The organism is Malikia sp. (assembly GCF_028687635.1).
Taxonomy (GTDB): Bacteria; Pseudomonadota; Gammaproteobacteria; order Burkholderiales; family Burkholderiaceae_C; genus Malikia.
The window spans coordinates 167,663-190,837 of the sequence record NZ_JAQTZS010000003.1 but is presented as its reverse complement, the minus strand read 5'-3'; the positions used below and the strand labels follow the sequence as shown (position 1 = coordinate 190,837).

Below are 23,175 nucleotides of genomic sequence, written 5' to 3'. Positions count from 1 at the left end.
CTGTTACTGGGCCTGCAGGTTGATGGACTTGGCGATGGCGCGGTACTGGGCGACCTCGTTGGCGTAGGTCTTGCTCACCTTGTCCAGTGGCACCGGCTTCGGAACGATCATGCCCTGGGCTTCGAGCGACGCGCGCACGCCCGCGTCGTTGGCGACTTCGCTCAGCGCCTTGTGCAGCGCCTGCACCACGGGCTCGGGCGTGTCCTTGCGCACGAAATAGCTCTGCCAGGTATCGAACACGAAGCCCTTGAGGGCCTTGCTCTCGTTGAGGGTCGGCACCGACTTGAACGCGGCCTGGCGCTCGGCCGAGAGCGCGGCGACCGCCTTGATCTTGCCGCTGTTGACCAGCTCGACATAGGACTTGCCGTAGGGGGTGATGAAGATGTCGACCAGGCCACCCATCAGGTCCTGCGTGGCCGGCGCGCCGCCCTTGTAGGGCACATGGGTCAGCGGGACGTTGAGCACCTTGGACATCTGCTCGCCCAGGACATGGTAGAGCGAGCCGGGGCCGACGCTGGCGTAGGTCAGAGGGCGGCCTTCCTTGGCCATCTTGGCGGCGTAGGCGGCGAGTTCGTCACCGTTGCCCACCGGCAGGTCCTTGCGCGCGAACACGATCATCTCGTTGAGCGTGATCGATTGCACCGGACGGAAGTCCTCGCTCCTGTGCTTGACGGCGGCCACGGCCATCGGCGTGAGGATCAGCTCGTTGGGCGAACCCTGGTAGATGAGGTTGCCATCGGCGGGGGCGTTGAGGACCTTCTGTGCCGCGATCGCACCGCCGGCGCCGCCGAGGTTCTCGACGATCACGTTGCGCTCCAGATGCCTGGCCAGCACCGGGCTGACGATGCGCGCGATGACGTCGGAGACGCCGCCGGCCGGATAGGGCACCATCAGTGTCACCGGCTTGCCCGATTGCGCCATGGCACTGGCTGCCAGCGTGATGCCGGCCAGCAGGGCGGTGGTGCGCTTGAGGGTGAAGCGTTTGCGGTGGTCCATGTCTGTCTCCTGTTTATGTCTTGAACGCCTCATCTTATGGAGGGTTCATTGATGTGTCCAATGCATTATTTTCCTGATGATTATTCGTTCGTAGAATGAGTCCGCATGAACATCAAGCCCCTGGAGCATCTGCTCGCGCTCGCCGATACCGGCTCGTTCAGCCGCGCGGCCGAGCATTGCTGCATCACCCAGTCGGCGCTGAGCCGCAGCATCCAGAACCTGGAGGATGAGCTCGGCGGCCAGCTGCTCGACCGCATCGGCAAGCGCAACGAGTTGACCCCGCTGGGCTGCGAGGTGGTCGCGCGTGCGCGCCGCATCGTGCTGGAGGCCTCCGAGCTGCGGCGCAGCGCGGAACGGCTGCAGGGCGGCGGCGGCAAGATACGGGTCGGTCTGGGCTCCGGTCCCGGCGCCCTGCTGACGACGCCGCTGCTGTGCCACGCGGCCGAGCGGCATCCCGAGCTGCGGGTGTCGATCACGCGCGGCTCGACCGAGCTGCAACTGCTGCAACTGCGCGCCAGGCAGCTCGATGCGTTGGTGGTCGATGCCCGTCGGGTCGCGCCCGCCCCCGATCTGCGGATCGACCCGCTCGGCGACCATCCGGCCGGCTTCGTCTGTCGCGCCGATCACCCGCTGCTGCGGTTGCGCCGGATCGGGCTGGAGGACTTGCTGCGCTACCCCGTGGCGTCGACGCCGCTGTCGGACGAGGTGGCCCGGCTGCTGGTCGAGCAGTACGGCCCCGCCGCCGATCCGCAGCTGATGGTCTCGCTGCAGGGCGAGGAGGTCGACAGCCTGATCGCGACGGTCGAGCGCTCACATGCGGTCTACCTCGGCATTCTGGCGGCGGCGCGCGAAGGGCTGGCGGCCGGCCGGCTGGTCGAGTTGAAGCTGCAACCCGCCCTGCGGGCGCAGGCGCGCTTTGCCTACATCACCCTGCAGGGCCGGACCGAGGCACCGGCGATGAGCTGGTTCCGCCGCTTCGTCAGCAAAACCTTGCGCGATTGAACGCCTGGCCATCCCTGGCAGCCAGCTGGCGGCACGCAACAAAAAACCCGCCGAAGCGGGTTTCTTGTGGTTGGTACGGGAGCCTTATTCGGCGTCGCCCACCGGCAGGCAGCTGCAGAACAGGTTGCGGTCGCCGTAGACGTTGTCGACCCGGCCGACCGACGGCCAGTACTTGACCTGCTGGCCGGTCTTGAGCATGGCACCAACTTCGCGCGGGTAGGAGTGGTTCCACTCGGCGCCCAGCAGGCTGGCCGCAGTGTGCGGTGCATGCTTGAGCGGATTGTCCTCGCGCGGCCAGACGCCGGCTTCGACCTGGCGCACCTCGTCGCGGATCGCGATCATCGCGTCGATGAAGCGGTCGAGTTCCTCCAGCGTCTCGCTCTCGGTCGGCTCGACCATCAGCGTGTTGACGACCGGGAAGGACAGGGTCGGGGCGTGGAAGCCGTAGTCCATCAGGCGCTTGGCGACGTCCTCGGCCATCACGCCGCTGGTCTCCTTCAGGCCGCGCAGGTCCAGGATGCATTCGTGCGCGACATGGCCGTTGGCGCTGGCGTACAGCGTCGGGTAGTGGTTGCTCAACCGCTTGCTGATGTAGTTGGCGCTCAGGATCGCGGTTTCGGTCGCGTGCTTGAGGCCTTCGGCGCCCATCATGCGGATGTACATCCACGAGATCGGCAGCACGGCGGCGTTGCCCAGCGGCGCGGCCGAGACCGCGCCGACGGCCGGCTTGCCGCTCGGCACGCTGTCATTGACCGGACCGACATAGGCGCCTTGGGCGCTGGCCGTCGCGTGACCCGGCAGGTAGGGGGCCAGGTCGGCCACCACGCAGACCGGGCCGACGCCCGGGCCGCCACCGCCGTGCGGGATGCAGAAGGTCTTGTGCAGGTTCAGGTGGCTGACATCGCCGCCGAACTCGCCCGGTGCCGCGACACCAACCAGCGCATTCATGTTGGCGCCGTCGACGTAGACGCGGCCGCCATGGCTGTGCACCAGCTCGCACAGCGCCTTGACCTCGGTCTCGAACACGCCGTGCGTGCTCGGGTAGGTGATCATGACGGCGGCCAGGTTGGCGCTGTGCAGCTCGCACTTGGCCTTGAGATCGGCCAGGTCGACGTTGCCGTTTTCGTCGCACTTGGTCACCACCACCTGCATGCCGGCCATCTGGGCGCTGGCCGGGTTGGTGCCGTGGGCGCTGGACGGGATCAGGCAGATCTTGCGGTGGCCGTTGCCCTGCGCTTCGTGGTAGCCCTTGATCGCCAGCAGGCCGGCGTATTCACCCTGCGAGCCGGCGTTGGGCTGCAGGCTGATGGCGGCGTAGCCGGTGGCCTGGGCCAGCCAGGCGCGCAGCTGCTCGTCGAGCAGGCGGTAGCCTTCGAGCTGGTCGGCCGGCGCGAACGGGTGCGGCAGCGCGAACTCGGGCCAGGTGATCGGGATCATCTCGCTGGTCGCGTTGAGCTTCATGGTGCAGCTGCCCAGCGGGATCATGCTGCGGTCCAGCGCCAGGTCCTTGTCCGACAGCGCGCGGATGTAGCGCAGCATGCCGGTCTCGGAGTGGTAGCTGTTGAAGACCGGGTGCGTCAGGTAGGCGCTGCCGCGGCGCAGCGCGGCCGGGATCAGCGCCTCGACGCCAGCCTCGAAGGCCTTGACCTCTGGGCAGGCCTGGCCCGGCTGGGCGAACAGCGACCAGAGCTGGGCGATGTCCTCGCGCGTGGTGGTCTCGTCGAGCGAGAGGCCGACGCAATCGTTGCGCAGCTGGCGCAGGTTGACGCCGTTGGCGGCGGCATGCTGGACCAGGGCGTGGGCGGCGCCCGCGCTCGGGGTCTTGACGGTCAGCGTGTCGAAGGCGGTGTGGTGCACCAGCTGGTAGCCCAGCGCCTGCAGGCCCTGGGCCAGGATCGCGGTGTAGCTGGCGACGCGCTCGGCGATGCGCTTGAGGCCTTGCGGGCCGTGGTAGACCGCGTACATGCTGGCGATGACGGCCGGCAGCACCTGCGCGGTGCAGATGTTGGAGGTGGCCTTCTCGCGGCGGATATGCTGCTCGCGGGTCTGCAGCGCCAGGCGGTAGGCCGGGTTGCCGTGCACGTCGACGCTGATGCCGACCAGGCGGCCCGGCATCGAGCGCTTGTACTCGTCGCGGCAGGCCATGTAGGCGGCGTGCGGGCCGCCGGCGCCCATCGGCATGCCGAAGCGCTGGGTGGTGCCGACCACGATGTCGGCGCCCATCTCGCCCGGGGCCTTGAGCAGGGTCAGCGCCAGCAGGTCGGCGGCCAGGATCAGCGCGGCGTTCTTGCCGTGGATGGTCTCGGCCGAGGCGCTCCAGTCGCACAGCCAGCCGCTGCTGCCCGGGTACTGGTTGATGGCGGCGAAGTAGTCGTCCTGGCGAATAGCGTCGTTCCACTCGGCTTCGGTGGCGGCGATCCTGACCGTGATGTCCATCGTCGCGGCGCGGGTCTGGATCACCTCGATGGTCTGCGGGTGGCAGTCACCGCCGACGATGAAGACATTGCCCTTGGCCTTGACCGAGCGCCTGGCCAGCGTCATGGCCTCGGCGGCGGCGGTGGATTCGTCGAGCATCGAGGCGTTGGCGATCGCCATGCCCGTCAGGTCGGCCACCATGGTCTGGAAGTTGACCAGTGCCTCCATGCGGCCCTGGCTGATCTCGGCCTGGTAGGGCGTGTAGGCGGTGTACCAGGCGGGGTTTTCCAGGATGTTGCGCAGGATCACGCCCGGGGTGTGGGTGCCGTGGTAGCCCTGGCCGATGTAGCTCTTGAAGATCTTGTTCTTGCCGGCGATGGCCTTGAGCTCGGCCAGCGCCTGGGCTTCGGTGATGGCGTCGGGCAGCGCCATGCGGTGACCACGCGCGATCGAGCGCGGCACGATGCTGTCGATCAGGTCGCGGCGCGAGGCCTCGCCGATCACGGACAGCATGTGGGTTTCGTCGGCAGCGGACACGCCGATGTGGCGTGCGATGAATTCGCTGGCGTTTTCGAGGTCGGCCAGGGGGCGGGCGGTGGACGTCGACATGGCGTTGGGATTCCGGGCAGGCAAAAAGGAAGCCACCGCCGGGGTCGGCGGTGGCAGGATGGCGGTGACTTACTTGGTCAGGTCGCCGTAGGCGGTTTCGTCCAGCAGGGCGTCGACTTCGGCCGGGTTGGACAGCTTGACCTTGAAGAACCAGCCGGCACCCAGCGGGTCGCTGTTGGCCAGGGTCGGGTCGTCGCGCAGGGCTTCGTTGACTTCGATCACCTCGCCGCTGACCGGCATGTAGACATCGGCGGCGGCCTTGACCGACTCGACCACGCCAGCGACTTCCTGCGGGGCGTAGCTCTTGCCGATTTCAGGCAGCTCGACGAACACCACGTCACCCAGGGCATCCTGTGCATGGTGGGTGATGCCAACGACCGCGACGTCGCCTTCGACGTTCAGCCATTCGTGTTCGGGGGTGTATTTCAGGCTCATGGGGGCTCCAGATGAAAAAAGGTGGGACGGACACCGCCTGCGCGGTGCCTCATTGTCAAAGAAGATCAGCCGCGGTAGTAGCGGTTGGGCACGAACGGCATGGCGGCGACTTCCATCGCCACGGCCTTGCCGCGCACGATGGCGTTGACCTGGGTGCCCAGCGCCGCGTGGGCGGCATCGACATAGCCGATCGCGATCGGCTGGTTGATGGTCGGGCCGATCAGGCCGCTGGTCACCTCGCCGATGCGCTGGCCTTCGGTGTTCTGCAGTTCGACATGCTCGCGCACCGGCACACGGTCCTTGGCGATCAGGCCGACGCGCTTGCGGCTGGCTGGCTGGCTGCCGTCGAGCTGGGCCAGCACCTTGGCGGCGCCGGGGAAGCCGCCAGCGCGCTCGCCGCCGGTGCGGCGCACCTTCTGCATCGCCCAGTTCAGCGCGGCCTCGACCGGGGTGGTCGTGGTGTCGATGTCGTTGCCGTACAGGCACAGGCCGGCTTCCAGGCGCAGCGAGTTGCGCGCGCCCAGGCCGATCGGCTTGACTTCGGGCTGCGCCAGCAGGGCGCGCGCCAGCGCGTCGGCCTGACTCTCGTGGACCGAGATCTCGAAGCCGTCCTCGCCGGTGTAGCCGCTGCGGGTGATGTAGAGCTCGCTGCCGTTCCAGTCGAAGGCGCCGCCGGTCATGAACACCAGCTGCTCGACACCCGGGACCAGGCGCTGCAGCGCGGTGACGGCCTGCGGGCCTTGCAGCGCCAGCAGGGCGCGCTCTGGCATCGGGATGACCTCGCAGCGCTGGCCGATCCTGGCCTGGATATGCGCGATGTCGCCGGCCTTGCAGGCGCCGTTGACGACGACGAACAGGTGGTCGCCACGGTTGACGAACATCAGGTCGTCGATGATGGTGCCTTCCTCGGTCAGCAGCAGGCCATAGCGCTGCTTGTTGACGCCCAGACCGATCACGTCGACCGGCATCAGGCTCTCGAAGGCGGCGGCCGCGTCAGGCCCGACCAGGCGCAACTGGCCCATGTGCGAGACGTCGAACAGGCCGGCGGCGTTGCGCGTCTGGGCATGCTCGGCCATCAGACCGGCGGGGTATTGCACCGGCATCGAGTAGCCGGCGAAAGGCACCATGCGCGCGCCGAGTTCGATGTGCAGCGCGTTGAGCGGAGTGGTCAGCAGTGTATTGTGGTCGGACATGGCGGTTTGAGGCAGTTTTCAGCAGCGTGAAGCATACGCCGTATGGTCCGGGACCGCTACGGTGCATGCACTGCCCACCTGTCCGCTTTACCTGAGAGATTCACGCCAGCCGCATCGGACTCAAGCGTTTGCTCCTTCGGTGGCCGCGCTCGGGGCGCGGCTCTCTCCAGGGGGTAACGTCGGCCTCGCGGCCCACGCTTGTCAGTCCTTTTGCCTGAGCGTTCAGGACCCGCGGCAAAGCGGGTCTCCTGCGCCTTCGGCGGTCCTGCGATTGGCACGGCCAAGCAAGACTCTCTCCTGACAAGAGCAGGATTTTAGCCGCGAATGGGGCCGGTGCTGGCTCAGAGCTGCGCGAACACCTCGCGCGCGGCGGCGATCGTGGCCTCGATGTCGGTCGCGCTGTGCGCGCTGCTCACGAAGCCGGCCTCGTACAGCGCGGGCGCGAAGTAGACGCCGCGCTCCAGCATGCCGTGGTAGAAGCGGTTGAAGCGCGCGCCGTCGGTGGTCATGACGGTGGCGTAGTTCTGCGGCAGCTGGTCGAAGAAGAAGAAGCCGAACATGCCGCCCTGGCTGTCACCGCAGAACGGGATGCCGGCGGCATGGGCCGCCTCGGTCAGGCCGGCGACCAGGCTCTGGGTGCGGGCCGACAGCGCCTCGTAGAAGCCGGGCTTTTGCAGCTCGCGCAGCGTGGCCAGGCCGCAGGCGGTCGCCACCGGGTTGCCCGACAGCGTGCCGGCCTGGTAGACCGCGCCCAGCGGGGCCAGCTGCTCCATCACCGCGCGCTTGCCGCCGAAGGCCGCCAGCGGCATGCCGCCGCCGATCACCTTGCCCAGCACCGTCATGTCGGGCTCGAAGCCCGGAATCAGGCTGGCGTAGTGGCCCTGGGCGCTGGCCAGGCCGACGCGGCAACCCGTCATCACCTCGTCGAACACCAGCAGCGCGCCATGTTGCGTGCAGAGCTCGCGGCAGCGCGTCATGAACGGGACCGAGGCGCGCACGAAGTTCATGTTGCCGGCGATCGGCTCGATCATCAGGCAGGCGACGGCCGCGCCATGCTCGGCGAAGGCGGCTTCGAGCTGCTCGACGTTGTTGTATTCGAGCACCAGCGTGTCCTGCACCACCTCGGGCGGCACGCCGGCGCTGGTCGGGTTGCCGAAGGTGGCCAGGCCCGAACCGGCCTTGACCAGCAGCGCGTCGGCGTGGCCGTGGTAGCAGCCCTCGAACTTGATGATCTTCTTGCGCCCGGTGGCGCCGCGCGCCAGGCGGATCGCGCTCATGCCGGCCTCGGTGCCCGAGCTGACCAGGCGCACCATCTCGAGGCTCGGCACCAGCTTGACGATTTCCTCGGCCAGCTCGATCTCGCGCTCGGTCGGCGCGCCAAAGCTGAAGCCGTCCAGCGCGGCCTGCTGCACCGCCTCCAGCACGGCCGGGTGGCCGTGGCCCAGGATCATCGGGCCCCAGGAGCCGATGTAGTCGATGTAGCGCTGGCCGTTGGCGTCCCAGAAATAGGCGCCTTGGGCGCGCTGCACGAAGCGCGGCGTGCCGCCGACGGCCTTGAAGGCGCGCACGGGGGAGTTGACGCCGCCCGGGATCAGGGTCTTGGCGCGTTCGAACAGGGTCTGGTTGCGGTCGGTCATGGCAAGGAAGTGATTGGAGTCACGCTCAGTGCGGCGTGGCGTCATGGGAAAGGCTCGCCAGCAGGTCGTCGGCGGTCGTGGTGGGGCTGGCTTCGGGTTCGGCTTCGGGACCCTTGCCGTCCTCGGCATCGGACTCGTGGGCCCAGAACATCCGGTCGGGCAGCGCGCGGCCCATGCCGGGCCGAAAGCCCGCGGCCAGGCTGCGGTCGAGGTAGGTCAGCGCCTCGGCGCAGGCATCCTGCAACTCGCTGCCGGCGGCCAGCAGGGCGCACAGCGCGGCCGACAGCGTCTCGCCGGCACCGCTGAAGCGGGCCTCGAAGCGCTCGTAGCGCGCGCTCGCGAGCAGGGTCTCGGGCGAGGCCAGGTGGTTCTCGATCAGCTGGTCGGCCGCGATGAAGCCGGTCACCAGCGTGAAGGGGGTGCCGAGCGCGTAGGCCGCGCGCGCGATGTCGCGCGCGGTCGGTGCGCGCTCCTCGTCCCAGTCGGGCAGCAGCCAGCGGCACAGCGTGCTGTGGTTGCCGACCAGCACCGTGGTGTGCGGCAGCAGCAGGCCGACACAGGCGTCGAGGTAGTCCTCCAGTGCCGATGCCTCGCACCAGGACAGGTCGGGCATGTAGCCGATCACGGGCACGCCGTCGTAGTCGGACAGCACGCGCGCGATCGCGCCCAGGTTCTCCGGGCTGCCGGCGTAGCCGACCTTGAAGGCCTGCACCGCCATGTCTTCGAGGGCGTCACGCGCCTGCTCCTCGACGGTTTCCCCGTCGATTGCCACATGGCGGTGCACGCTGCGGGTGTCGCCCAGCAGCACGGCGGTCAGCACCGGCAGCACATGGCAGGAGGCGCTCGCCATCGCGGCGACGTCGCAGGCCAGGCCGGCGGCGCCGCTGGGGTCGTTGGCGTTGAAGGTCATGACGCAGGGCAGACCATGGGTCTGGGCGTCCTCGCCGGGCTCGGGTGCGGGCGGCAGTTCGGAAGAGGAGTTCATCTACAGGGGGATTTTATAAGACCATGCCGTTGTCAGGATTTCCTGACCACCGCATAGCGCGCCAGCGTCTGCTCGCGCGCCAGCGCGTGGTCGACCAGGGGGCGCGGATAGTCCCGGCCCAGCGTCAGGCCGGCGGCCTCCAGTTCCAGCGGACCCGCCAGCCAGGGCGCGTGCAGCGCGGCGTCGGGCAGCTTGGCGAGCTCAGGCAGATAGCGCCGAATGAACTTGCCCTGCGGGTCGAACTTCTCGCTCTGGCTGACCGGGTTGAAGATGCGGAACCAGGGCTGGGCGTCGCAGCCGCTCGAACTCGCCCATTGCCAGCCGCCGTTGTTGGCCGCCAGGTCGAAGTCGATCAGCCGCTCGGCGAAATAGGCCTCGCCGCGCCGCCAGTCGATCCCGAGGTCCTTGCACAGGAAGCTGGCCGTGACCATGCGCAGCCGGTTGTGCATGTAGCCGGTCTGGTTCAGCTGGCGCATCGCCGCGTCGACCAGCGGATAGCCGGTGCGGCCCTCGCACCAGGCGGCAAAGGCCAGCTCGGCGGCCTTGCCATGCTCCCACTGGATCGCGTCGTATTCGGGCTTGAACGAGCCGGTCGCCACCTGCGGGAAGTTGGCCAGGATCTGCAGGTAGAAGTCGCGCCAGATCAGCTCGGACAGCCAGGTGCTGGCACCGATCAGGCCTTGCAGGTGCATCTGGTGCGCGACGCCGGCGAGCTGGCGGATGCTGATGGTGCCAAAGCGCAGGTGCACGCTCAGGTAGCTCGGCCCCTTGACGGCGGGGAAGTCGCGCGCCTGCTGGTAGCGCTCGATCCGGGTCAGGAAGTCCTCGAACAGGCCCTGGGCACCGTGGCTGCCGGTGCGGATCCTGAGCGCGCGCAGGTTGGTGGCCTCGAAGCCGATGTCCGCCAGCGCGGGCACGCCGGCCGGATGCGCGGCGGGGCAGGGCGCGAGCGCGCCGGCGTGGCGCTCGACCGGATAGGGCTTGAGGTGGTAAGGGGTGATCTTCTTGAGCCAGGCGTTCTTGTAGGGCGTGAAGACACCGTAGGGCCGGCCGTTCTGTGTCACGAGCTCGTGGCGCTCGAAGATCGCATGGTCCTTGTGCAGGTGCAGCATGATGCCGGCATGGGCCAGCTTGCCGAGCACCTGCTGGTCGCGCTGGCGCGCGCCGGGCTCGTCGTCGTGGTTGGCGTAGACCGCCTGCACGCCGAGCTCGCTCGCCAGGCGCGGGATCTCGTCGCCAGCCGGGCCGTGGCGCACGATCAGCCCGACGCCGTCCGAGCCGTTGGCGCGCCCGAGCCCGCGCAGCTGTTCATCCAGGTCGAGCAGCGACTCGTGGATGAACTCGACCCGGCGGTCGGCTTTCAGGCCGCGTTCGAGCAGCGGCCGCAGGATGTCGGTGTCAAAGACGAAGGCGCACCAGACCCGTTTGCAGTCCTTCAGCGCGTGGTAGAGCGCGGCCTGGTCGGTCGCGCGCAGGTCGCGCCGGAACCAAATCAGTCCGCTGTCGTATTTTTTTTGGGGGGGGCTCATCATGCTCTATTGTGTGTGGCTGGTGGCGATCATATGGCAGTCATAATTCCAACTATGAACCCGATAGAACAACATTTTTTCAACGACCTGGAAAAAAAGCTCTGGACAGCTGCCGACAAGCTGCGCTCCAACCTGGACGCTGCCGTCTACAAGCATGTGGTGCTGGGCCTGATTTTCCTGAAGTACGTCTCCGACGCTTTTGAAGAGCGGCAAAAAGAGCTACGCGAGCAGTTTCAGAACCCGGATCATGATTACTACATGGACCCGGCAGATTACGTGGGTACCTACGACGAGGACGTGGCTGCCGAGCTGGAGGTGCGCGACTACTACACCGAGAAAAACGTGTTCTGGGTGCCGCTGGAAGCCCGCTGGCAAACCCTACGCGACTGTGCCCAACTGCCGCCCAAAGCGCCACTACCCTGGAACAAGCCCGGCCCAGGAAAATCGGGACAGCCAGAGCCGGAAGAGATGCGCAGCGTCGGTTGGCTTATTGATAATGCTATGGAAGCCGTCGAGCGCGAGAACGAGAAAAAGCTCAAGAACGTGCTCAACAAAGACTTTGCCCGCACGCAGATTGACAACCACAAGCTGGCCGACCTGATCGCCCACTTCTCGGACACCGATTTCAACCGGAAGGACTACAACGGCCAGCCGCTCAACTTGAAGAGCAAGGACATCCTCGGCCACGTTTACGAATACTTCCTCGGCCAGTTCGCGCTGGCCGAAGGCAAGAAGGGTGGCCAGTACTACACGCCCAAGAGCATCGTTACGCTCATTGTGGAAATGCTGCAGCCCTTCAAGGGCCGCGTGTACGACCCGGCCATGGGCTCGGGTGGCTTCTTTGTGCAGAGCGAAGAGTTCATCGAACAGCACGGTGGCAAGGTGGCCAACGGCAAGAGTGGGCAGATCAGCGTGTACGGGCAGGAAAGCAATCCCACCACCTGGCGCTTGGCGGCCATGAACATGGCCATTCGTGGCATCGACTTCAACTTCGGCGGGCAACCTGGCGACACTCTGCTCAACGACCTGCATCCCGACCTGCGCGCCGACTTCGTCATGGCCAACCCGCCCTTCAACATGAAGGAATGGTGGAACGAAAAACTGGTCAGCGACCCGCGCTGGATTGCCGGCACGCCGCCGCAGGGCAACGCCAACTTCGCCTGGCTGCAACACATGCTCTACCACCTGGCCCCGGCGGGCAGTATGGCCCTGCTGCTGGCCAATGGCTCGATGAGCAGCAACACCAACAACGAAGGCGAAATTCGCAAAAAGCTGATCGAGGATGACTACGTGGAGTGCATGGTTGCCTTGCCCGGTCAACTCTTCACCAACACGCAAATCCCGGCCTGCATCTGGTTCCTCGCCCGCGACAAACGCAATGGTCTGGCGCTCAACAAAACCAAACGCGACCGGCGCGGCCAGTTCCTGTTTATCGACGCCCGCCAGTTGGGCTATATGAAAGACCGCGTGCTACGTGACTTCACGTTGGAGGACATCAAGAAGGTGGCCGACACCTTCCATGCTTGGCAACTGGGCGAAGGTTATGAGGATGTGGTGGGCTTCTGCTATTCCGCCTCGCTGGACGACATCCGTAAGCACGAGCATGTGCTGACGCCAGGGCGTTATGTGGGCGCCGAGGCGCAGGAGGACGACGGCGAAGTCTTCGCAGACAAGATGGCGCGGCTGACGGCGCAATTGGCCGAGCAGTTTGCGGAGAGTGCGAAGCTGGAGGGCGAGATCAAGAAGAACTTGGCGGGGTTGGGTTATGGCTTCTGATTGGAAACCTGGACGCCTACGAGATATTGCTGACGTTGTGATGGGGCAGTCTCCAACTGCTGATTACGTCAATGAAGCATTTCAGGGAAAGCCACTGTTAAACGGGCCAACTGAGTTTGGCTCCATAAACCCAACTCCTGTGCAGTTCACAACTGACGTGCGCAAGAAAGCAAATCCAGGAGATCTATTATTCTGTGTGCGCGGTTCGACCACCGGGCGCATGAATTGGGCTGATCAGGAGTATGCGATTGGGAGAGGGCTTGCGGCAATCCGGCACCGTGACGGTGACGCCTTTCAGCATTTTGTCAGAGCAGTTATTGAGCTCAAACTCCCCGATCTGCTTGCCGCTGCAACTGGTTCAACATTCCCCAACGTTGGTCGCGATCAATTACTCGACATTCCCGCTTCTATTCCGCCTAAGGGAGAGCAACAGGTAATCTCTCGCTTCTTCAAAGGCATTGACGACAAGATCGAAATCAACCGCCGCATCAACCAAACCCTCGAAGCCATGGCGCGAGCCATCTTCAAATCGTGGTTTGTCGATTTCCACCCGGTCAAAGCCAAGATCGCTGCCATCGTTGAAGGCCGCGACCCGCTGCGCGTCGCCATGAGCGCCCTCAGCGGAAAACCCGATGCTGAACTCGACGCCCTGCCGCCCGAACAATACGAACATCTCGCCGCCATTGCCGCGCTGTTCCCGGATGAGATGGAAGAGTCGGAGTTGGGGGCGATTCCGAGAGGGTGGGCCTGTGGTGCGCTTGGTGATATTTGCAGCTTTACGGCGGGCAGCGCGTTCAAACCGGAACACCAGGGCAGTACAGAGGGGGACTATCCGTTCATCAAGGTGAGCGATATGAACCTTGCGGGCAACGAGGTCTTCATTCAATCGGCCAACAATTACGTGAGCAAGGCCCAACAGTCCGAAATGAAGGCGAAGTTGCACCCGTTGGGGGCGACCGTTTTCGCCAAGATTGGGGTGGCACTGATTTCGAATCGACGGAGATTGCTAACTTCCCCGACGATCATTGACAACAACTTGATGTCAGCCAGTCCCGTTGAAGGTAAATCCGGGAAGTACTTTTTGTATTCGTTGCTTAGCACACTCGATTTCAACACCTTGGTCTCAGGCACCGCCTTGCCGTACATCAACGTTTCCGACCTCAAGAAGATACCCATTGTGCGTCCACCTTACGACGCTTGCCTTGTTTTTGAGGCGAAGGCTTCCTCGATGTTTTCGATGATGCAGACGCTGGCTGCACAGAGCTCAACCCTTGCGACAACTCGGGATGCCTTGCTCCCTAGGTTGCTGTCAGGGGAAATTGAAGCATCTGGAACATTTGAGGGTTGACCATGGATTTTTGGCGACCAAAATATCACGAATATCTCAACTCCGAAGGGGATGTGGACATCGTTGGCTCCACATTTCAGCGGAGCCGAATATTGAAAGAGCTAGAGCCGGAAACATATCAGTTGTCTTTTGAGGATTGGGTGGAGGAGCGAAAGAGCACCCTGCGCGACGTGGCGGGTCAAGTGCTTGCTGTGCACGACAATGCAAATCGTTTCAGCGCACTTAAGAAGGCATATGGCTCTCGAAATGTCGTCCCTTTTCTTGGCGCGGGTCTTTCAATGCCCAGCGGGTATCCCGGGTGGACGAAATTTCTGTGGGATCTGCAGAGTGAGTCACACGTCAAACCAGTTGATTTGGAGTCGCTATTAGGTGCCGGGGATTACGAAGGTGCAGCTCAGTTACTTCACGATGATCTTGGTCCGGCATTATTTAATAAGCAACTTCAGGAATGCTTCGACAGAGACTGTGCCGCGATCGGTTCAATCAATTTGTTTCCACTCGTGTTTTCAGAGTCCAATGTCATCACAACCAACTTCGACAAATTGCTGGAGTCTGCCTTTTCTAGGCAATCGCAGGGCTTTGATCAAGTGGTTTTTGGTAGCAATTTGGGAGAGGCATTACGCATTCTGAATGCCGGAGGAAGGTACCTACTAAAGCTACATGGCTCATGTGAAACAGTTGCCAATCGTGTCTTGCTGCGTGATGAGTATGCACAAGCCTATGGTGATGCCGGCATCGTAGAACGATTCTTCTCCCGATTTTTGTTTGGCAAGTCACTGCTATTTGTTGGCTGTAGCTTATTGACAGATCGAACACTTCGAACTATGGAGCAGGTGATCGCCAAAGAAGAGGCACATACCCTACCACAACATTACGCCTTCCTTGAATTGAAGGATGGGGTCGATCGCGTCGAGCGCAAAAAGGCATTGGCAAAGGCCAATATATTTCCGATCTGGTATCCAGGGAATGAGCACGATGAATCGATTGAGGCGTTACTTCTGGCATTGATGGAGGAATGAGATGACCCAAATCCAGAAACTCACTATCAAGGGCTATAAGTCCATTGCCAATTTGGAAGAGTTTGCGCTTCGACCGTTGAATGTTATGATTGGGGCTAACGGTGCCGGCAAGAGCAACTTCATCGGACTGTTCCGCTTCTTGGCCTCGGTGGCTGGCGATAACTTTCCCGTAGAGGTGCAAAAATGGGGCGGGCCGGAAGCGCTGCTGCACTACGGGAGTAAAGTTACGCCACAGATGGAGATAGAGATCCAGTTCTCCGCCAATGAGGGAGTTACTGGCTCGTATGAAAACGGCTATCGACTGACACTTGAGGCTACGCAAGATAACCGTCTGATCTTTTCGCGTGAGGAACCTACGGTTCGAGGGGCTGGCTACAGCTTTCCCAAAGTCTACTCACTGGGTGCAGGGCACGACAGTGCGCGTATCCGAACCGACAAAGGCAGCTCTAGCGCCACGGTCAGCCGCTATGTGCTGGATAAGTTACAGATCTGGCGGCAATACCACTTTCACGACACAGGTGACACGGCGGCAGTCAAACGCATTCATGCGACGAATGATAACCTGCGCCTTAAGCCCGATGCGGCCAACTTGGCTGCTTATCTGCGCAAGCTCAAGACCACACCATGCTACGAGAGTAGCTACGACCGCATCGTGGAAACCATTCGCCGCGCAGCACCGTTTTTTGGTGATTTTGTGTTTCGCGATGAGATCAGTGAGTTCACCGAGTTGGAGTGGACGGAACGCGGGCGTCCCGATACGCCTTGGAAGGCACATGTGCTGTCAGACGGAACGCTACGTTTCATTTGTTTAACGACCTTGCTGTTGCAGCCCAATGCCTTGTTGCCAGACACGGTGCTGATCGACGAACCGGAACTGGGCCTGCATCCCTTTGCCATAAATTTGTTGGCCGAGATGTTGAAGGAGGCTGCCGAGTCGAAACAGGTCATCGTTTCTACCCAATCCGTGGAACTTCTCAATAACTTCCGACCGGAAGATGTGGTAGTGGTGCAACGCGAGGGCGATGCCTCGATATTCAAGCGTTTGGATGCGGAAGAACTGGGGGACTGGTTGACCGATGATTACAGTTTGGGAGAGTTGTGGAAACGTAATATCTTGGGCGGGAGGCCGACCCGATGAGCCGCGTTGTGGTGGTCTGCGAGGGCGAGACAGAAGAAGAATTCGTCCGCGATGTGTTGGCCCCATGCTTTTACGGCTTGGGTCTATACCTTGAGCCGCAAATGGTGGAGACCTCGCCTGGAAACCGTGGTGGTGCGCTGAACTATGATAGGGTGAAACCGCATCTGCGCAACACTCTGCGCCAGAAGAGTTCTCCATTTGTAACGACTCTGTTCGATCTCTACAAGCTCGATAAGCGATTTCCGGGCTTTGAACAGGCCAAAGCTATGCCTAATCTTGGCCGAAGATTGGCTTTGCTCCGGTGTGAACTGCATGCGGATGTAGTGGCCGCAGCTGGATGTCAGCCGAATCGTTTTATCCCCTACATCCAGCCTCATGAGTTTGAGGCCCTGCTCTTCAGCGATGTTCAGACATTGACATGCGTTGAACCAAGCTGGCAGAGGGCGAGCGCTGCGCTGGCAGCGGCACGCGCAGCGGCTGAATCGCCAGAGCACATCAACGACCGGCCTGAAACCAAGCCTGCGGCGCACTTGGAGCGTGAATTGAATAATCCCAGTTATCGTAAGCGCAGGCATGGCCCCATTGCTGCCCAGAAGATTGGTCTGGCCAAGATCGAGGCCGAGTGTGCGTTCTTTGCAGCGTGGCTAGCACAAATCAGGAAATTGGCTCAATCATGATCAATCAAATTAAACTCGATAATTTTGGGCCTCTTAATGGAGTCAATTGGTCGGCACTCGGCAAGATCAACCTGGTCATTGGCAGTAATGGCAGCGGGAAAACTTTTCTGCTAAAGTCCATCTACAGCAGCCTGCGCACGCTGGAAGACTACAAGCGCGGCGATGAGCAAAGGTCTGCTTCAGAGATTCTGTGGGAAAAACTGTACTGGACATTTCAAGCCGAGAAGATAGGTGACCTGGTCAGCAAGGGTGCGGACGCACCCCTTTCGAGCGCGCTAACAATCGAGAAAGAAGTTTTCTCCTACAGCTTCGGCAAGGACACAAGCAAGCAGATTTCCAGCCTCGAAAATCTTGTGCCGCCACGGGCCAGTAATTCGATCTTCTTGCCGGCCAAGGAGGTGTTGTCATTGCATCAGATCATCCTGAAGTCGCGCGAGCAGGACAAGGTTTTTGGTTTTGATGACACCTACTTCGATCTAGCCAAAGCGTTGCGTATTTCCACCAGCAAGGGCCGGAACTATGATGAATTCGCCAAGTCGCGCCGTCAGCTAGAGGACATCCTTGGCGGTGTGGTCGAGTACGACGAAGCTTCCGGTCGCTGGCTGTTTGTCAGAGGTCGTCACAAGTTCCCGATTGGAGTCACGGCAGAAGGCATTAAGAAAATCGCTATCCTCGACACACTGCTGGGCAACCGCTATCTGGACACCAACTCGGTGGTGCTGATCGACGAACCCGAGTCGGCCTTGCATCCTACCGCCATCTCGCAGTTGCTGGACATTGTAGCGATGCTGGCCGAACGTGGCATCCAGTTCTTCATGGCCAGCCACTCCTATTTCGTGGTCAAGAAGTTGTACCTGATCGCGCAGGAGCGTGGCTGGTCGATTCCCGTGATTTCTGCCACCGGCAGTGACTGGGCATGCGATGACCTTAAGAACGGCATGCCGGACAACCCCATCATTGCCGAGTCGATCCGCCTCTACCAGCAGGAAGTGGAGCTGGCCCTGAAATGAGCACCGACGCCATCATCGAATCGGGGATGACGTTTGGCCCTTACCCTGTGGGGCAATGCTTTTACATCGAGAAAAGCGCGTGCTACAAGAAGGTTCAGGAAGGCGTGCAGATGGCAGAGTTCTTGTTGCTGCGACAGCAGCAAGAGGGACCGACGGTATGGATCGTCGAAGCCAAGTCCAGCAGCCCAAGGCCAGAGACGCAGCCTAACTTTACGGAGTTCATCGACGAAATTCGCAGCAAGCTGACCCACGGCTTCTTGCTCGCCGTCGCCGCTCGGCTGCAGCGCCATCCTGCAGCGGCTGATGAACTGCCTGATTCTTTCAAGACGCTTGATCTGCAGGCACAGGGATTCCGTTTTGTACTGGTCATCAACGGGCATAAGCAGGAATGGCTGGCACCGCTGCAAAGTGCGCTGTCGCTGGTTCTCAAGCCCATCGTGAAAACGTGGGCACTCCCTGCCACCTCTGTCGTAGTCCTGAACCATGAGCTGGCACAAAAGCACGGCTTGATTCTGCCAGCAGCAGGAGCCGCGTTATGATGAACGAACAAGAACTCGAAGACCTCTGCATCGTTTGGTTTCAGGAAACCGGCTGGCGGTTTGTGCACGGGCCAGACATCGCACCCGACGGTGACACTCCAGAACGCGCCGACTACCGGCAGATCATTTTGCGCGACCGGCTGCTGGCGGCCTTGGTTCGCATCAACCCACACATCCCCGCTGCAGCGCTGGAGCAGGCCGTTCACACCGTGCACACCATCAGTGAGCCACTGGCAGTGGTGCGCAACCGCAGTTTTCACCGGCTGCTTCTATCTGGTGTATCGGTGGAATTTTCAGTAGGGGACGAAAAGAAAACCGATCTGGTGCACCTGATCGACTTTGCCAACCCGCAGCACAACGAATTCCTGGTGATCAACCAGTTCACTGTCACAGGCACCAAGCAGCCCAGGCGCCCCGACCTGGTGACTTTCATCAACGGCCTGCCGCTGGCGGTGATCGAGCTGAAGAACCCGGCCAACGAACAGACGGACGTGTGGGACGCCTTCAACCAGTTGCAGACCTACAAGGACGAGATCAGCGACCTGTTCAACAGCAACGAAGCGCTGGTGGTCAGCGATGGTTGGACGGCCCGCGTGGGCTCACTCACGGCCAACGCCGAGCGCATGTTGCCCTGGCGCACCATTGCCAACGAGGATGATCGGCCCCGCCTGCAACTGGAGCTGGAAACCGTGGTGCGCGGCTTTTTTGCACCGGAGTTGTTCCTTGATTACATCCGCCACTTTGTGCTGTTCGAGCAGGATGGCGATGTGGTTGTTAAAAAGATCGCGGGCTACCACCAGTTCCACGCGGTGCGTGAGGCAGTGCGCGCCACGGTGATTGCGGCCAGATCGCCCGACAAGGGTTTGCTGGAGGTGCGTGAAGAGCGCGCTACTTACGGTAAAGAGGTGAAGCCGGGCTCGCGTAAGGCCGGTGTGGTTTGGCACACCCAAGGATCTGGCAAGAGCATCACCATGGCCTGCTACGCGGGCAAGCTGCTGCAACAGCCCGAGATGAAGAACCCGACCTTGGTGGTGGTGACGGACCGTAATGATTTGAATGGGCAACTGTTTGCCACCTTCTGCGCGGTTAGTGACTTGCTCAAGACCACGCCGCTGCAAGCCGGGAGCCGCGACGAATTGCGCGAGATGCTGGCCTCGCGCCAGGCGGGCGGCATCATCTTCACCACGGTGCAGAAGTTTGCGCTGCTGGATGAGGAGGACGAGCACCCGCTGCTGTCCGAGCGCTCCAACATCGTGGTGATTTCGGACGAAGCACACCGCAGCCAATACGGCATGAAGGGGCGCTTTGACGAGAAGGCGGGCAAGTACGTGTTCGGCTATGCCAAGCACCTGCGCGACGCCCTGAAGAATGCCACCTTTATCGGTTTTACCGGCACCCCGATTGCCCTGGAGGATAAGGACACCCGCGCGGTATTCGGCGACTATGTCAGTATCTACGACATTCAGGATGCCGTGGACGATGGAGCCACCGTACCCATCTTCTACGAGAGCCGCTTGGCTAAGCTGGATGTGAAGCAGGCTGAGATCGACGCGCTTAACGAGCAGGTCGAAGAAGTGGTGGAAGATGAAGAAGACATTGCCAGTCGCGAGAAGACCAAGAGCGAGTGGGCTGCGCTGGAAAAGCTGGTGGGTGCTGAGCCACGTCTGGCGCAAGTGGCCAAGGACTTGGTCGATCACTTCGAAACCCGTAGCTCAACGCTGGATGGCAAGGCGATGATCGTCTGCATGAGCCGCGACATTTGCGCGCAGCTTTACAAGGCCGTCGTCGCACTGCGCCCCGAGTGGCATAGCGACGACCCCGAGCAAGGCGAGATCAAGATCGTGATGACGGGCTCGGCGGCAGACAAGCCGCTGCTGCAAGCCCACCTGTACAGCAAACAGGTCAAGAAGCGAATGGAAAAACGCTTCAAGGATGCCAAAGACCCGTTGAAGCTAGTGATCGTGCGCGATATGTGGCTGACCGGCTTTGATGCCCCCTGCTGCCACACCATGTATGTGGACAAGCCCATGAAAGGCCACAACCTGATGCAGGCGATTGCACGGGTGAACCGGGTGTTTAAGAACAAGCCGGGCGGCCTGGTGGTGGATTACATCGGGATTGCCAACGAGCTGAAGGCGGCGCTCAAGACCTACACCGAAGCCAAAGGCAAGGGCGACCCCACGCACAACGCCGCTGAGGCCCTTGCGGTGTTGCTGGAGAAGATGGACATCGTGCGCGGCATGATGCACGGCTGCGACTACAGTGGATTCGAGACCCAGGCTGCCGCGTTACTGGTGCCCTGCGCCAACCACTTGCTGGGTTTGAAGGACGGCAAGCAGCGCTTCCTCGACACTATGGTCGCGGTGGCCAAGGCCTATTCGCTGTGCGGCACGCTGGATGATGCCGCCGCGCTGCGCAAGGAAATTGCTTTTTTTTCTGCCATCAAGGCGGCCATCACCAAGTTCACCACGGTGGACAAGAAGCGCTCCACCGAAGAGAAAAACAGTGCGCTCAAACAGATCCTGGATAACGCCATCGTCGCAGACGGGGTAGCAGACATCTTTGCGCTGGCTGGCTTGGACAAGCCCAACATCGGTCTGCTATCCGACGAGTTCCTTGAGGATGTGCGCCAGATGAAAAGCCGCAATCTGGCGGTGGAGTTGCTGGAAAAACTGCTGCGTGACGAGATCAAGGCGCGGGCGCGCAACAACGTCGTGCAAGAGAAGAAGTACGGCGACCGGCTGCTGGAAACCCTGCGCAAGTATCACAACCGCGCTGTCGAGACGGCCCAAGTCATCGAGGAACTGATCCAGATGGCCAAGGACTTCCAGGCTGTGCTGGAGCGCGAGGCGGCCCTGGGTCTCGGCCAGGACGAGATTGCCTTCTACGACGCGTTGGCGAGCAACGAGCAAGCTGTGCGTGAGTTGGGGGATGAGACGCTGAAGAAAATCGCGGTCGAAATCACTGAAAAGCTGAGAGGCAGCACGACAGTGGACTGGCAGGTACGGGAAAGCGTGCGAGCCAAGCTACGTATTCTGGTACGACGAACTTTGCAAAGATGGAAGTATCCGCCTCCTGGTCCTGGCGAGGCTGATGCTGTAGAGCTGGTTTTGATGCAGGCCGAGTCCCTTGCGAGCACATGGTCTAGCTAGCTTGCTCGGGAGGCTGGTGTCGGCCACGTAAAATCCAGTCCTATGAGTTCGGATACCGCCCCTATTAACTTGACCCATCATTTCCTGATCGCCATGCCCGGGCTGAACGACGAACTCTTTGGCAAGAGCGTGGTTTACCTGTGCGAGCATAGCGCGCGCGGCGCGCTGGGCCTGATCATCAACAAGCCGAGCGACAACGGGCTCGGGGAATTGTTCGAGCGCCTCGACTTGCCGCTGCGCCGCGAGGACCTGCGCCATGCGCCGCTGCTGCGCGGTGGGCCGATCCAGACCGAGCGCGGCTTCGTGCTGCACGAGGCCATGGGCGAGGCGCAGGCCGTCGGCAGCGACGAGACCCCACCCGCCATCCGCGAGGCGATCCGCGAGGCGCTCGCCAGCCTCGAACGCGCGGCTTCGCCCTCGCCATCGGCCGAGCCGGCGACCGACGAAGCCGACACCGAGGCGCCGGACGACGAGCCGGTCGTGCATTCGGCCTATGCCTCCAGCCTGCGCATCGAAGGCGGGCTGGAGATGACGACCTCGCGCGATGTGCTGGAGGCGCTCTCGTCGGGTGCCGGACCGCGCAAGGTGATGGTCGCGCTCGGCTATTCGTCCTGGGGCGAAGGCCAGCTCGAATCCGAACTGGCCGAGAACAGCTGGCTGACCGTGGCGGCCGACCCGGCCGTGATCTTCGACACCCCGGTCGAGCAGCGCTACGAGAAAGCCATGGCCTTGCTGGGGCTGGAGCCCTGGATGCTGGCGCCGGGATCGGGGCGCGCATGAGCGGCCTGCCAATACCCGTCGTCCCGCCGGGCCAGATGAGCTTCCTGGCCTTCGACTTCGGCACCAAGCGCACCGGCGTCGCCAGCGGCAACCGCATCACGCGCACCGCCACGCCGCAGGCCACGATCAAGGCCGAGGGCAGCGACGCGCGCTTCCTGCAGGTGGCGGCCCGCATCAAGGAATGGCAGCCCGATGCACTCGTCGTTGGCGTACCCTTCCACCCCGACGGCGCCGCGCACGAGAACACTGTGCGCGCGCTCAAGTTCGCGCGCCAGCTGCGCGGCCGCTTCAACCTCGCGGTCTACGAGGTCGACGAGCGCTACAGCACGACCGAGGCCCACAGCCTCGGCGCCAAGGACGTCGATGCGGTTTCGGCCTGCATCATCCTGGAACAATTTTTGAGGAGTTTGCCTTGAGTTTCTTGAATCTGGACGCGGAAGCGCTTTACGCCGAGCTGCTGCGCGGCGTAAAGGGCCTGATCGCGATGAGCGCCGGCCCGCTGAAGCTGGTCGGCGTGACCTCGGGCGGTGCCTGGCTGGCCGCGCGGCTGCAGCGCGAGCTGGGGCTGGCGGGCGAGATCGGCGTGATCTCGTCGGCCATGCACCGCGACGACTACAAGCAGCGCGGCTTGAGCGCGAGCAGCGAGCAGACCCGGCTGCCCTTCGATGTCGATGGCACCCAGGTGCTGCTGATCGACGATGTGCTCTACACCGGCCGCACCATCCGGGCCGTGATCAACGAGCTGTTCGACTACGGCCGCCCGGCCAGCGTGCAGCTGGCGGTGCTGGTCGACCGTGGCGGGCGCGAGCTGCCGATGCAGGCCGACTTCGCCGCCGTGCGCCTGACGCTGCCGGTCAGCCAGTCCTTCGAGCTCGCGCGCGACGCGCAGGGCCATTTCAGCTTTGTGGTGCAAGACAAGAACGCGGAGACCTGAG

19 protein-coding genes and 2 riboswitches are annotated in these 23,175 nt (G+C 62.6%); of the genes, 12 read left to right on the top strand and 7 right to left on the bottom strand.

Going from position 1 to position 23,175, the window contains the following annotated elements; translation table 11 throughout:
• Positions 1–3: 3 nt before the first annotated feature.
• On the bottom strand, positions 4–996 hold the full coding sequence (locus tag PHR85_RS03595; RefSeq protein WP_300050541.1) for a tripartite tricarboxylate transporter substrate binding protein: 993 nt from the start codon (positions 994–996) through the stop codon (positions 4–6).
• A gap of 105 nt (positions 997–1,101) precedes the next feature.
• Between PHR85_RS03595 and PHR85_RS03590 the strand changes: the two genes are divergently transcribed.
• Positions 1,102–1,998 (top strand): LysR family transcriptional regulator, encoded by an 897-nt coding sequence (locus PHR85_RS03590; protein WP_300050538.1) that lies wholly within the window; start codon positions 1,102–1,104, stop codon positions 1,996–1,998.
• 84 nt (positions 1,999–2,082) lie between these two features.
• Here the strand turns inward: PHR85_RS03590 and gcvP are convergent, their stop codons facing one another.
• The 6 genes from gcvP to PHR85_RS03560 all read right to left on the bottom strand — a co-directional run bounded on the left by gcvP (position 2,083) and on the right by PHR85_RS03560 (position 10,801).
• Positions 2,083–5,022, bottom strand: a complete 2,940-nt coding sequence (gcvP, locus tag PHR85_RS03585) for an aminomethyl-transferring glycine dehydrogenase (protein ID WP_300050536.1) — start codon at positions 5,020–5,022, stop codon at positions 2,083–2,085.
• A 69-nt stretch (positions 5,023–5,091) separates the two neighbouring features.
• Entirely contained in the window at positions 5,092–5,457 is a 366-nt protein-coding gene (gcvH, locus tag PHR85_RS03580) for a glycine cleavage system protein GcvH (protein ID WP_300050533.1), read from the bottom strand.
• Positions 5,458–5,522: 65 nt separating this feature from the next.
• Positions 5,523–6,650, bottom strand: a complete 1,128-nt coding sequence (gene gcvT / locus PHR85_RS03575; RefSeq protein WP_300050531.1) for a glycine cleavage system aminomethyltransferase GcvT — start codon at positions 6,648–6,650, stop codon at positions 5,523–5,525.
• Positions 6,651–6,718: 68 nt separating this feature from the next.
• Positions 6,719–6,830: riboswitch (glycine riboswitch) on the bottom strand.
• Between the two features lie 12 nt (positions 6,831–6,842).
• Positions 6,843–6,960, bottom strand: a riboswitch (glycine riboswitch).
• Positions 6,961–6,991: 31 nt separating this feature from the next.
• Positions 6,992–8,287 (bottom strand): glutamate-1-semialdehyde 2,1-aminomutase, encoded by a 1,296-nt coding sequence (gene hemL, locus PHR85_RS03570; protein ID WP_300050654.1) that lies wholly within the window; start codon positions 8,285–8,287, stop codon positions 6,992–6,994.
• 25 nt (positions 8,288–8,312) lie between these two features.
• Positions 8,313–9,272, bottom strand: coding sequence for a bifunctional hydroxymethylpyrimidine kinase/phosphomethylpyrimidine kinase (locus PHR85_RS03565; protein WP_300050528.1), 960 nt, complete (start codon positions 9,270–9,272; stop codon positions 8,313–8,315).
• Between the two features lie 32 nt (positions 9,273–9,304).
• Positions 9,305–10,801 carry a deoxyribodipyrimidine photo-lyase gene (locus PHR85_RS03560; protein WP_300050526.1) on the bottom strand — a complete coding sequence of 499 codons (1,497 nt, stop codon included), beginning with the start codon at positions 10,799–10,801 and terminating at the stop codon, positions 9,305–9,307.
• Positions 10,802–10,855: 54 nt separating this feature from the next.
• On the opposite strand from PHR85_RS03560, the gene PHR85_RS03555 reads away from it, so the two are divergent.
• From PHR85_RS03555 to pyrR, 11 genes are read left to right on the top strand one after another with little or no spacing between them, the layout of a single operon-like run.
• The gene (locus PHR85_RS03555; RefSeq protein WP_300050524.1) at positions 10,856–12,577 is read left to right on the top strand and encodes a class I SAM-dependent DNA methyltransferase; all 1,722 of its coding nucleotides are present in this window, start codon (positions 10,856–10,858) and stop codon (positions 12,575–12,577) included.
• Complete coding sequence (locus PHR85_RS03550) at positions 12,567–13,925, top strand: restriction endonuclease subunit S (protein ID WP_300050521.1); 1,359 nt, start codon at positions 12,567–12,569, stop codon at positions 13,923–13,925. The genes PHR85_RS03555 and PHR85_RS03550 overlap by 11 nt, the downstream gene beginning before the upstream one ends.
• A 2-nt stretch (positions 13,926–13,927) precedes the next feature.
• On the top strand, positions 13,928–14,944 hold the full coding sequence (locus tag PHR85_RS03545; protein WP_300050518.1) for an SIR2 family protein: 1,017 nt from the start codon (positions 13,928–13,930) through the stop codon (positions 14,942–14,944).
• Position 14,945: 1 nt separating this feature from the next.
• The gene (locus tag PHR85_RS03540; RefSeq protein ID WP_300050515.1) at positions 14,946–16,082 is read left to right on the top strand and encodes an AAA family ATPase; all 1,137 of its coding nucleotides are present in this window, start codon (positions 14,946–14,948) and stop codon (positions 16,080–16,082) included.
• On the top strand, positions 16,079–16,759 hold the full coding sequence (locus tag PHR85_RS03535) for a DUF4276 family protein (protein WP_300050512.1): 681 nt from the start codon (positions 16,079–16,081) through the stop codon (positions 16,757–16,759). The genes PHR85_RS03540 and PHR85_RS03535 overlap by 4 nt, the downstream gene beginning before the upstream one ends.
• On the top strand, positions 16,756–17,769 hold the full coding sequence (locus PHR85_RS03530; RefSeq protein ID WP_300050509.1) for an ATP-binding protein: 1,014 nt from the start codon (positions 16,756–16,758) through the stop codon (positions 17,767–17,769). Before PHR85_RS03535 ends, PHR85_RS03530 begins: the two co-directional genes overlap by 4 nt.
• Positions 17,766–18,308 carry a hypothetical protein gene (locus PHR85_RS03525; protein WP_300050506.1) on the top strand — a complete coding sequence of 181 codons (543 nt, stop codon included), beginning with the start codon at positions 17,766–17,768 and terminating at the stop codon, positions 18,306–18,308. Before PHR85_RS03530 ends, PHR85_RS03525 begins: the two co-directional genes overlap by 4 nt.
• Positions 18,308–21,460, top strand: a complete 3,153-nt coding sequence (locus PHR85_RS03520; protein WP_300050652.1) for a type I restriction endonuclease subunit R — start codon at positions 18,308–18,310, stop codon at positions 21,458–21,460. Before PHR85_RS03525 ends, PHR85_RS03520 begins: the two co-directional genes overlap by 1 nt.
• Positions 21,461–21,502: 42 nt before the next feature.
• Positions 21,503–22,240, top strand: coding sequence for a YqgE/AlgH family protein (locus PHR85_RS03515; RefSeq protein WP_300050503.1), 738 nt, complete (start codon positions 21,503–21,505; stop codon positions 22,238–22,240).
• Positions 22,237–22,656, top strand: a complete 420-nt coding sequence (ruvX, locus tag PHR85_RS03510) for a Holliday junction resolvase RuvX (protein ID WP_300050500.1) — start codon at positions 22,237–22,239, stop codon at positions 22,654–22,656. Before PHR85_RS03515 ends, ruvX begins: the two co-directional genes overlap by 4 nt.
• Positions 22,653–23,174: a bifunctional pyr operon transcriptional regulator/uracil phosphoribosyltransferase PyrR gene (gene pyrR, locus PHR85_RS03505; RefSeq protein WP_300050497.1), complete on the top strand. Its 522-nt coding sequence runs from the start codon at positions 22,653–22,655 to the stop codon at positions 23,172–23,174. Before ruvX ends, pyrR begins: the two co-directional genes overlap by 4 nt.
• Position 23,175: the final 1 nt, after the last annotated feature.

Excerpts from the sequence above, each read along its gene's own strand:
- PHR85_RS03595 (WP_300050541.1), bottom strand. The coding sequence starts at position 996 with ATGGACCACCGCAAACGCTTCACCCTCAAGCGCACCACCGCCCTGCTG.
- PHR85_RS03590 (WP_300050538.1), top strand. The coding sequence starts at position 1,102 with ATGAACATCAAGCCCCTGGAGCATCTGCTCGCGCTCGCCGATACCGGC.
- gcvP (WP_300050536.1), bottom strand. The coding sequence starts at position 5,022 with ATGTCGACGTCCACCGCCCGCCCCCTGGCCGACCTCGAAAACGCCAGC.
- gcvH (WP_300050533.1), bottom strand. The coding sequence starts at position 5,457 with ATGAGCCTGAAATACACCCCCGAACACGAATGGCTGAACGTCGAAGGC.
- gcvT (WP_300050531.1), bottom strand. The coding sequence starts at position 6,650 with ATGTCCGACCACAATACACTGCTGACCACTCCGCTCAACGCGCTGCAC.
- hemL (WP_300050654.1), bottom strand. The coding sequence starts at position 8,287 with ATGACCGACCGCAACCAGACCCTGTTCGAACGCGCCAAGACCCTGATC.
- PHR85_RS03565 (WP_300050528.1), bottom strand. The coding sequence starts at position 9,272 with ATGAACTCCTCTTCCGAACTGCCGCCCGCACCCGAGCCCGGCGAGGAC.
- PHR85_RS03560 (WP_300050526.1), bottom strand. The coding sequence starts at position 10,801 with ATGAGCCCCCCCCAAAAAAAATACGACAGCGGACTGATTTGGTTCCGG.
- PHR85_RS03555 (WP_300050524.1), top strand. The coding sequence starts at position 10,856 with ATGAACCCGATAGAACAACATTTTTTCAACGACCTGGAAAAAAAGCTC.
- PHR85_RS03550 (WP_300050521.1), top strand. The coding sequence starts at position 12,567 with ATGGCTTCTGATTGGAAACCTGGACGCCTACGAGATATTGCTGACGTT.
- PHR85_RS03545 (WP_300050518.1), top strand. The coding sequence starts at position 13,928 with ATGGATTTTTGGCGACCAAAATATCACGAATATCTCAACTCCGAAGGG.
- PHR85_RS03540 (WP_300050515.1), top strand. The coding sequence starts at position 14,946 with ATGACCCAAATCCAGAAACTCACTATCAAGGGCTATAAGTCCATTGCC.
- PHR85_RS03535 (WP_300050512.1), top strand. The coding sequence starts at position 16,079 with ATGAGCCGCGTTGTGGTGGTCTGCGAGGGCGAGACAGAAGAAGAATTC.
- PHR85_RS03530 (WP_300050509.1), top strand. The coding sequence starts at position 16,756 with ATGATCAATCAAATTAAACTCGATAATTTTGGGCCTCTTAATGGAGTC.
- PHR85_RS03525 (WP_300050506.1), top strand. The coding sequence starts at position 17,766 with ATGAGCACCGACGCCATCATCGAATCGGGGATGACGTTTGGCCCTTAC.
- PHR85_RS03520 (WP_300050652.1), top strand. The coding sequence starts at position 18,308 with ATGAACGAACAAGAACTCGAAGACCTCTGCATCGTTTGGTTTCAGGAA.
- PHR85_RS03515 (WP_300050503.1), top strand. The coding sequence starts at position 21,503 with ATGAGTTCGGATACCGCCCCTATTAACTTGACCCATCATTTCCTGATC.
- ruvX (WP_300050500.1), top strand. The coding sequence starts at position 22,237 with ATGAGCGGCCTGCCAATACCCGTCGTCCCGCCGGGCCAGATGAGCTTC.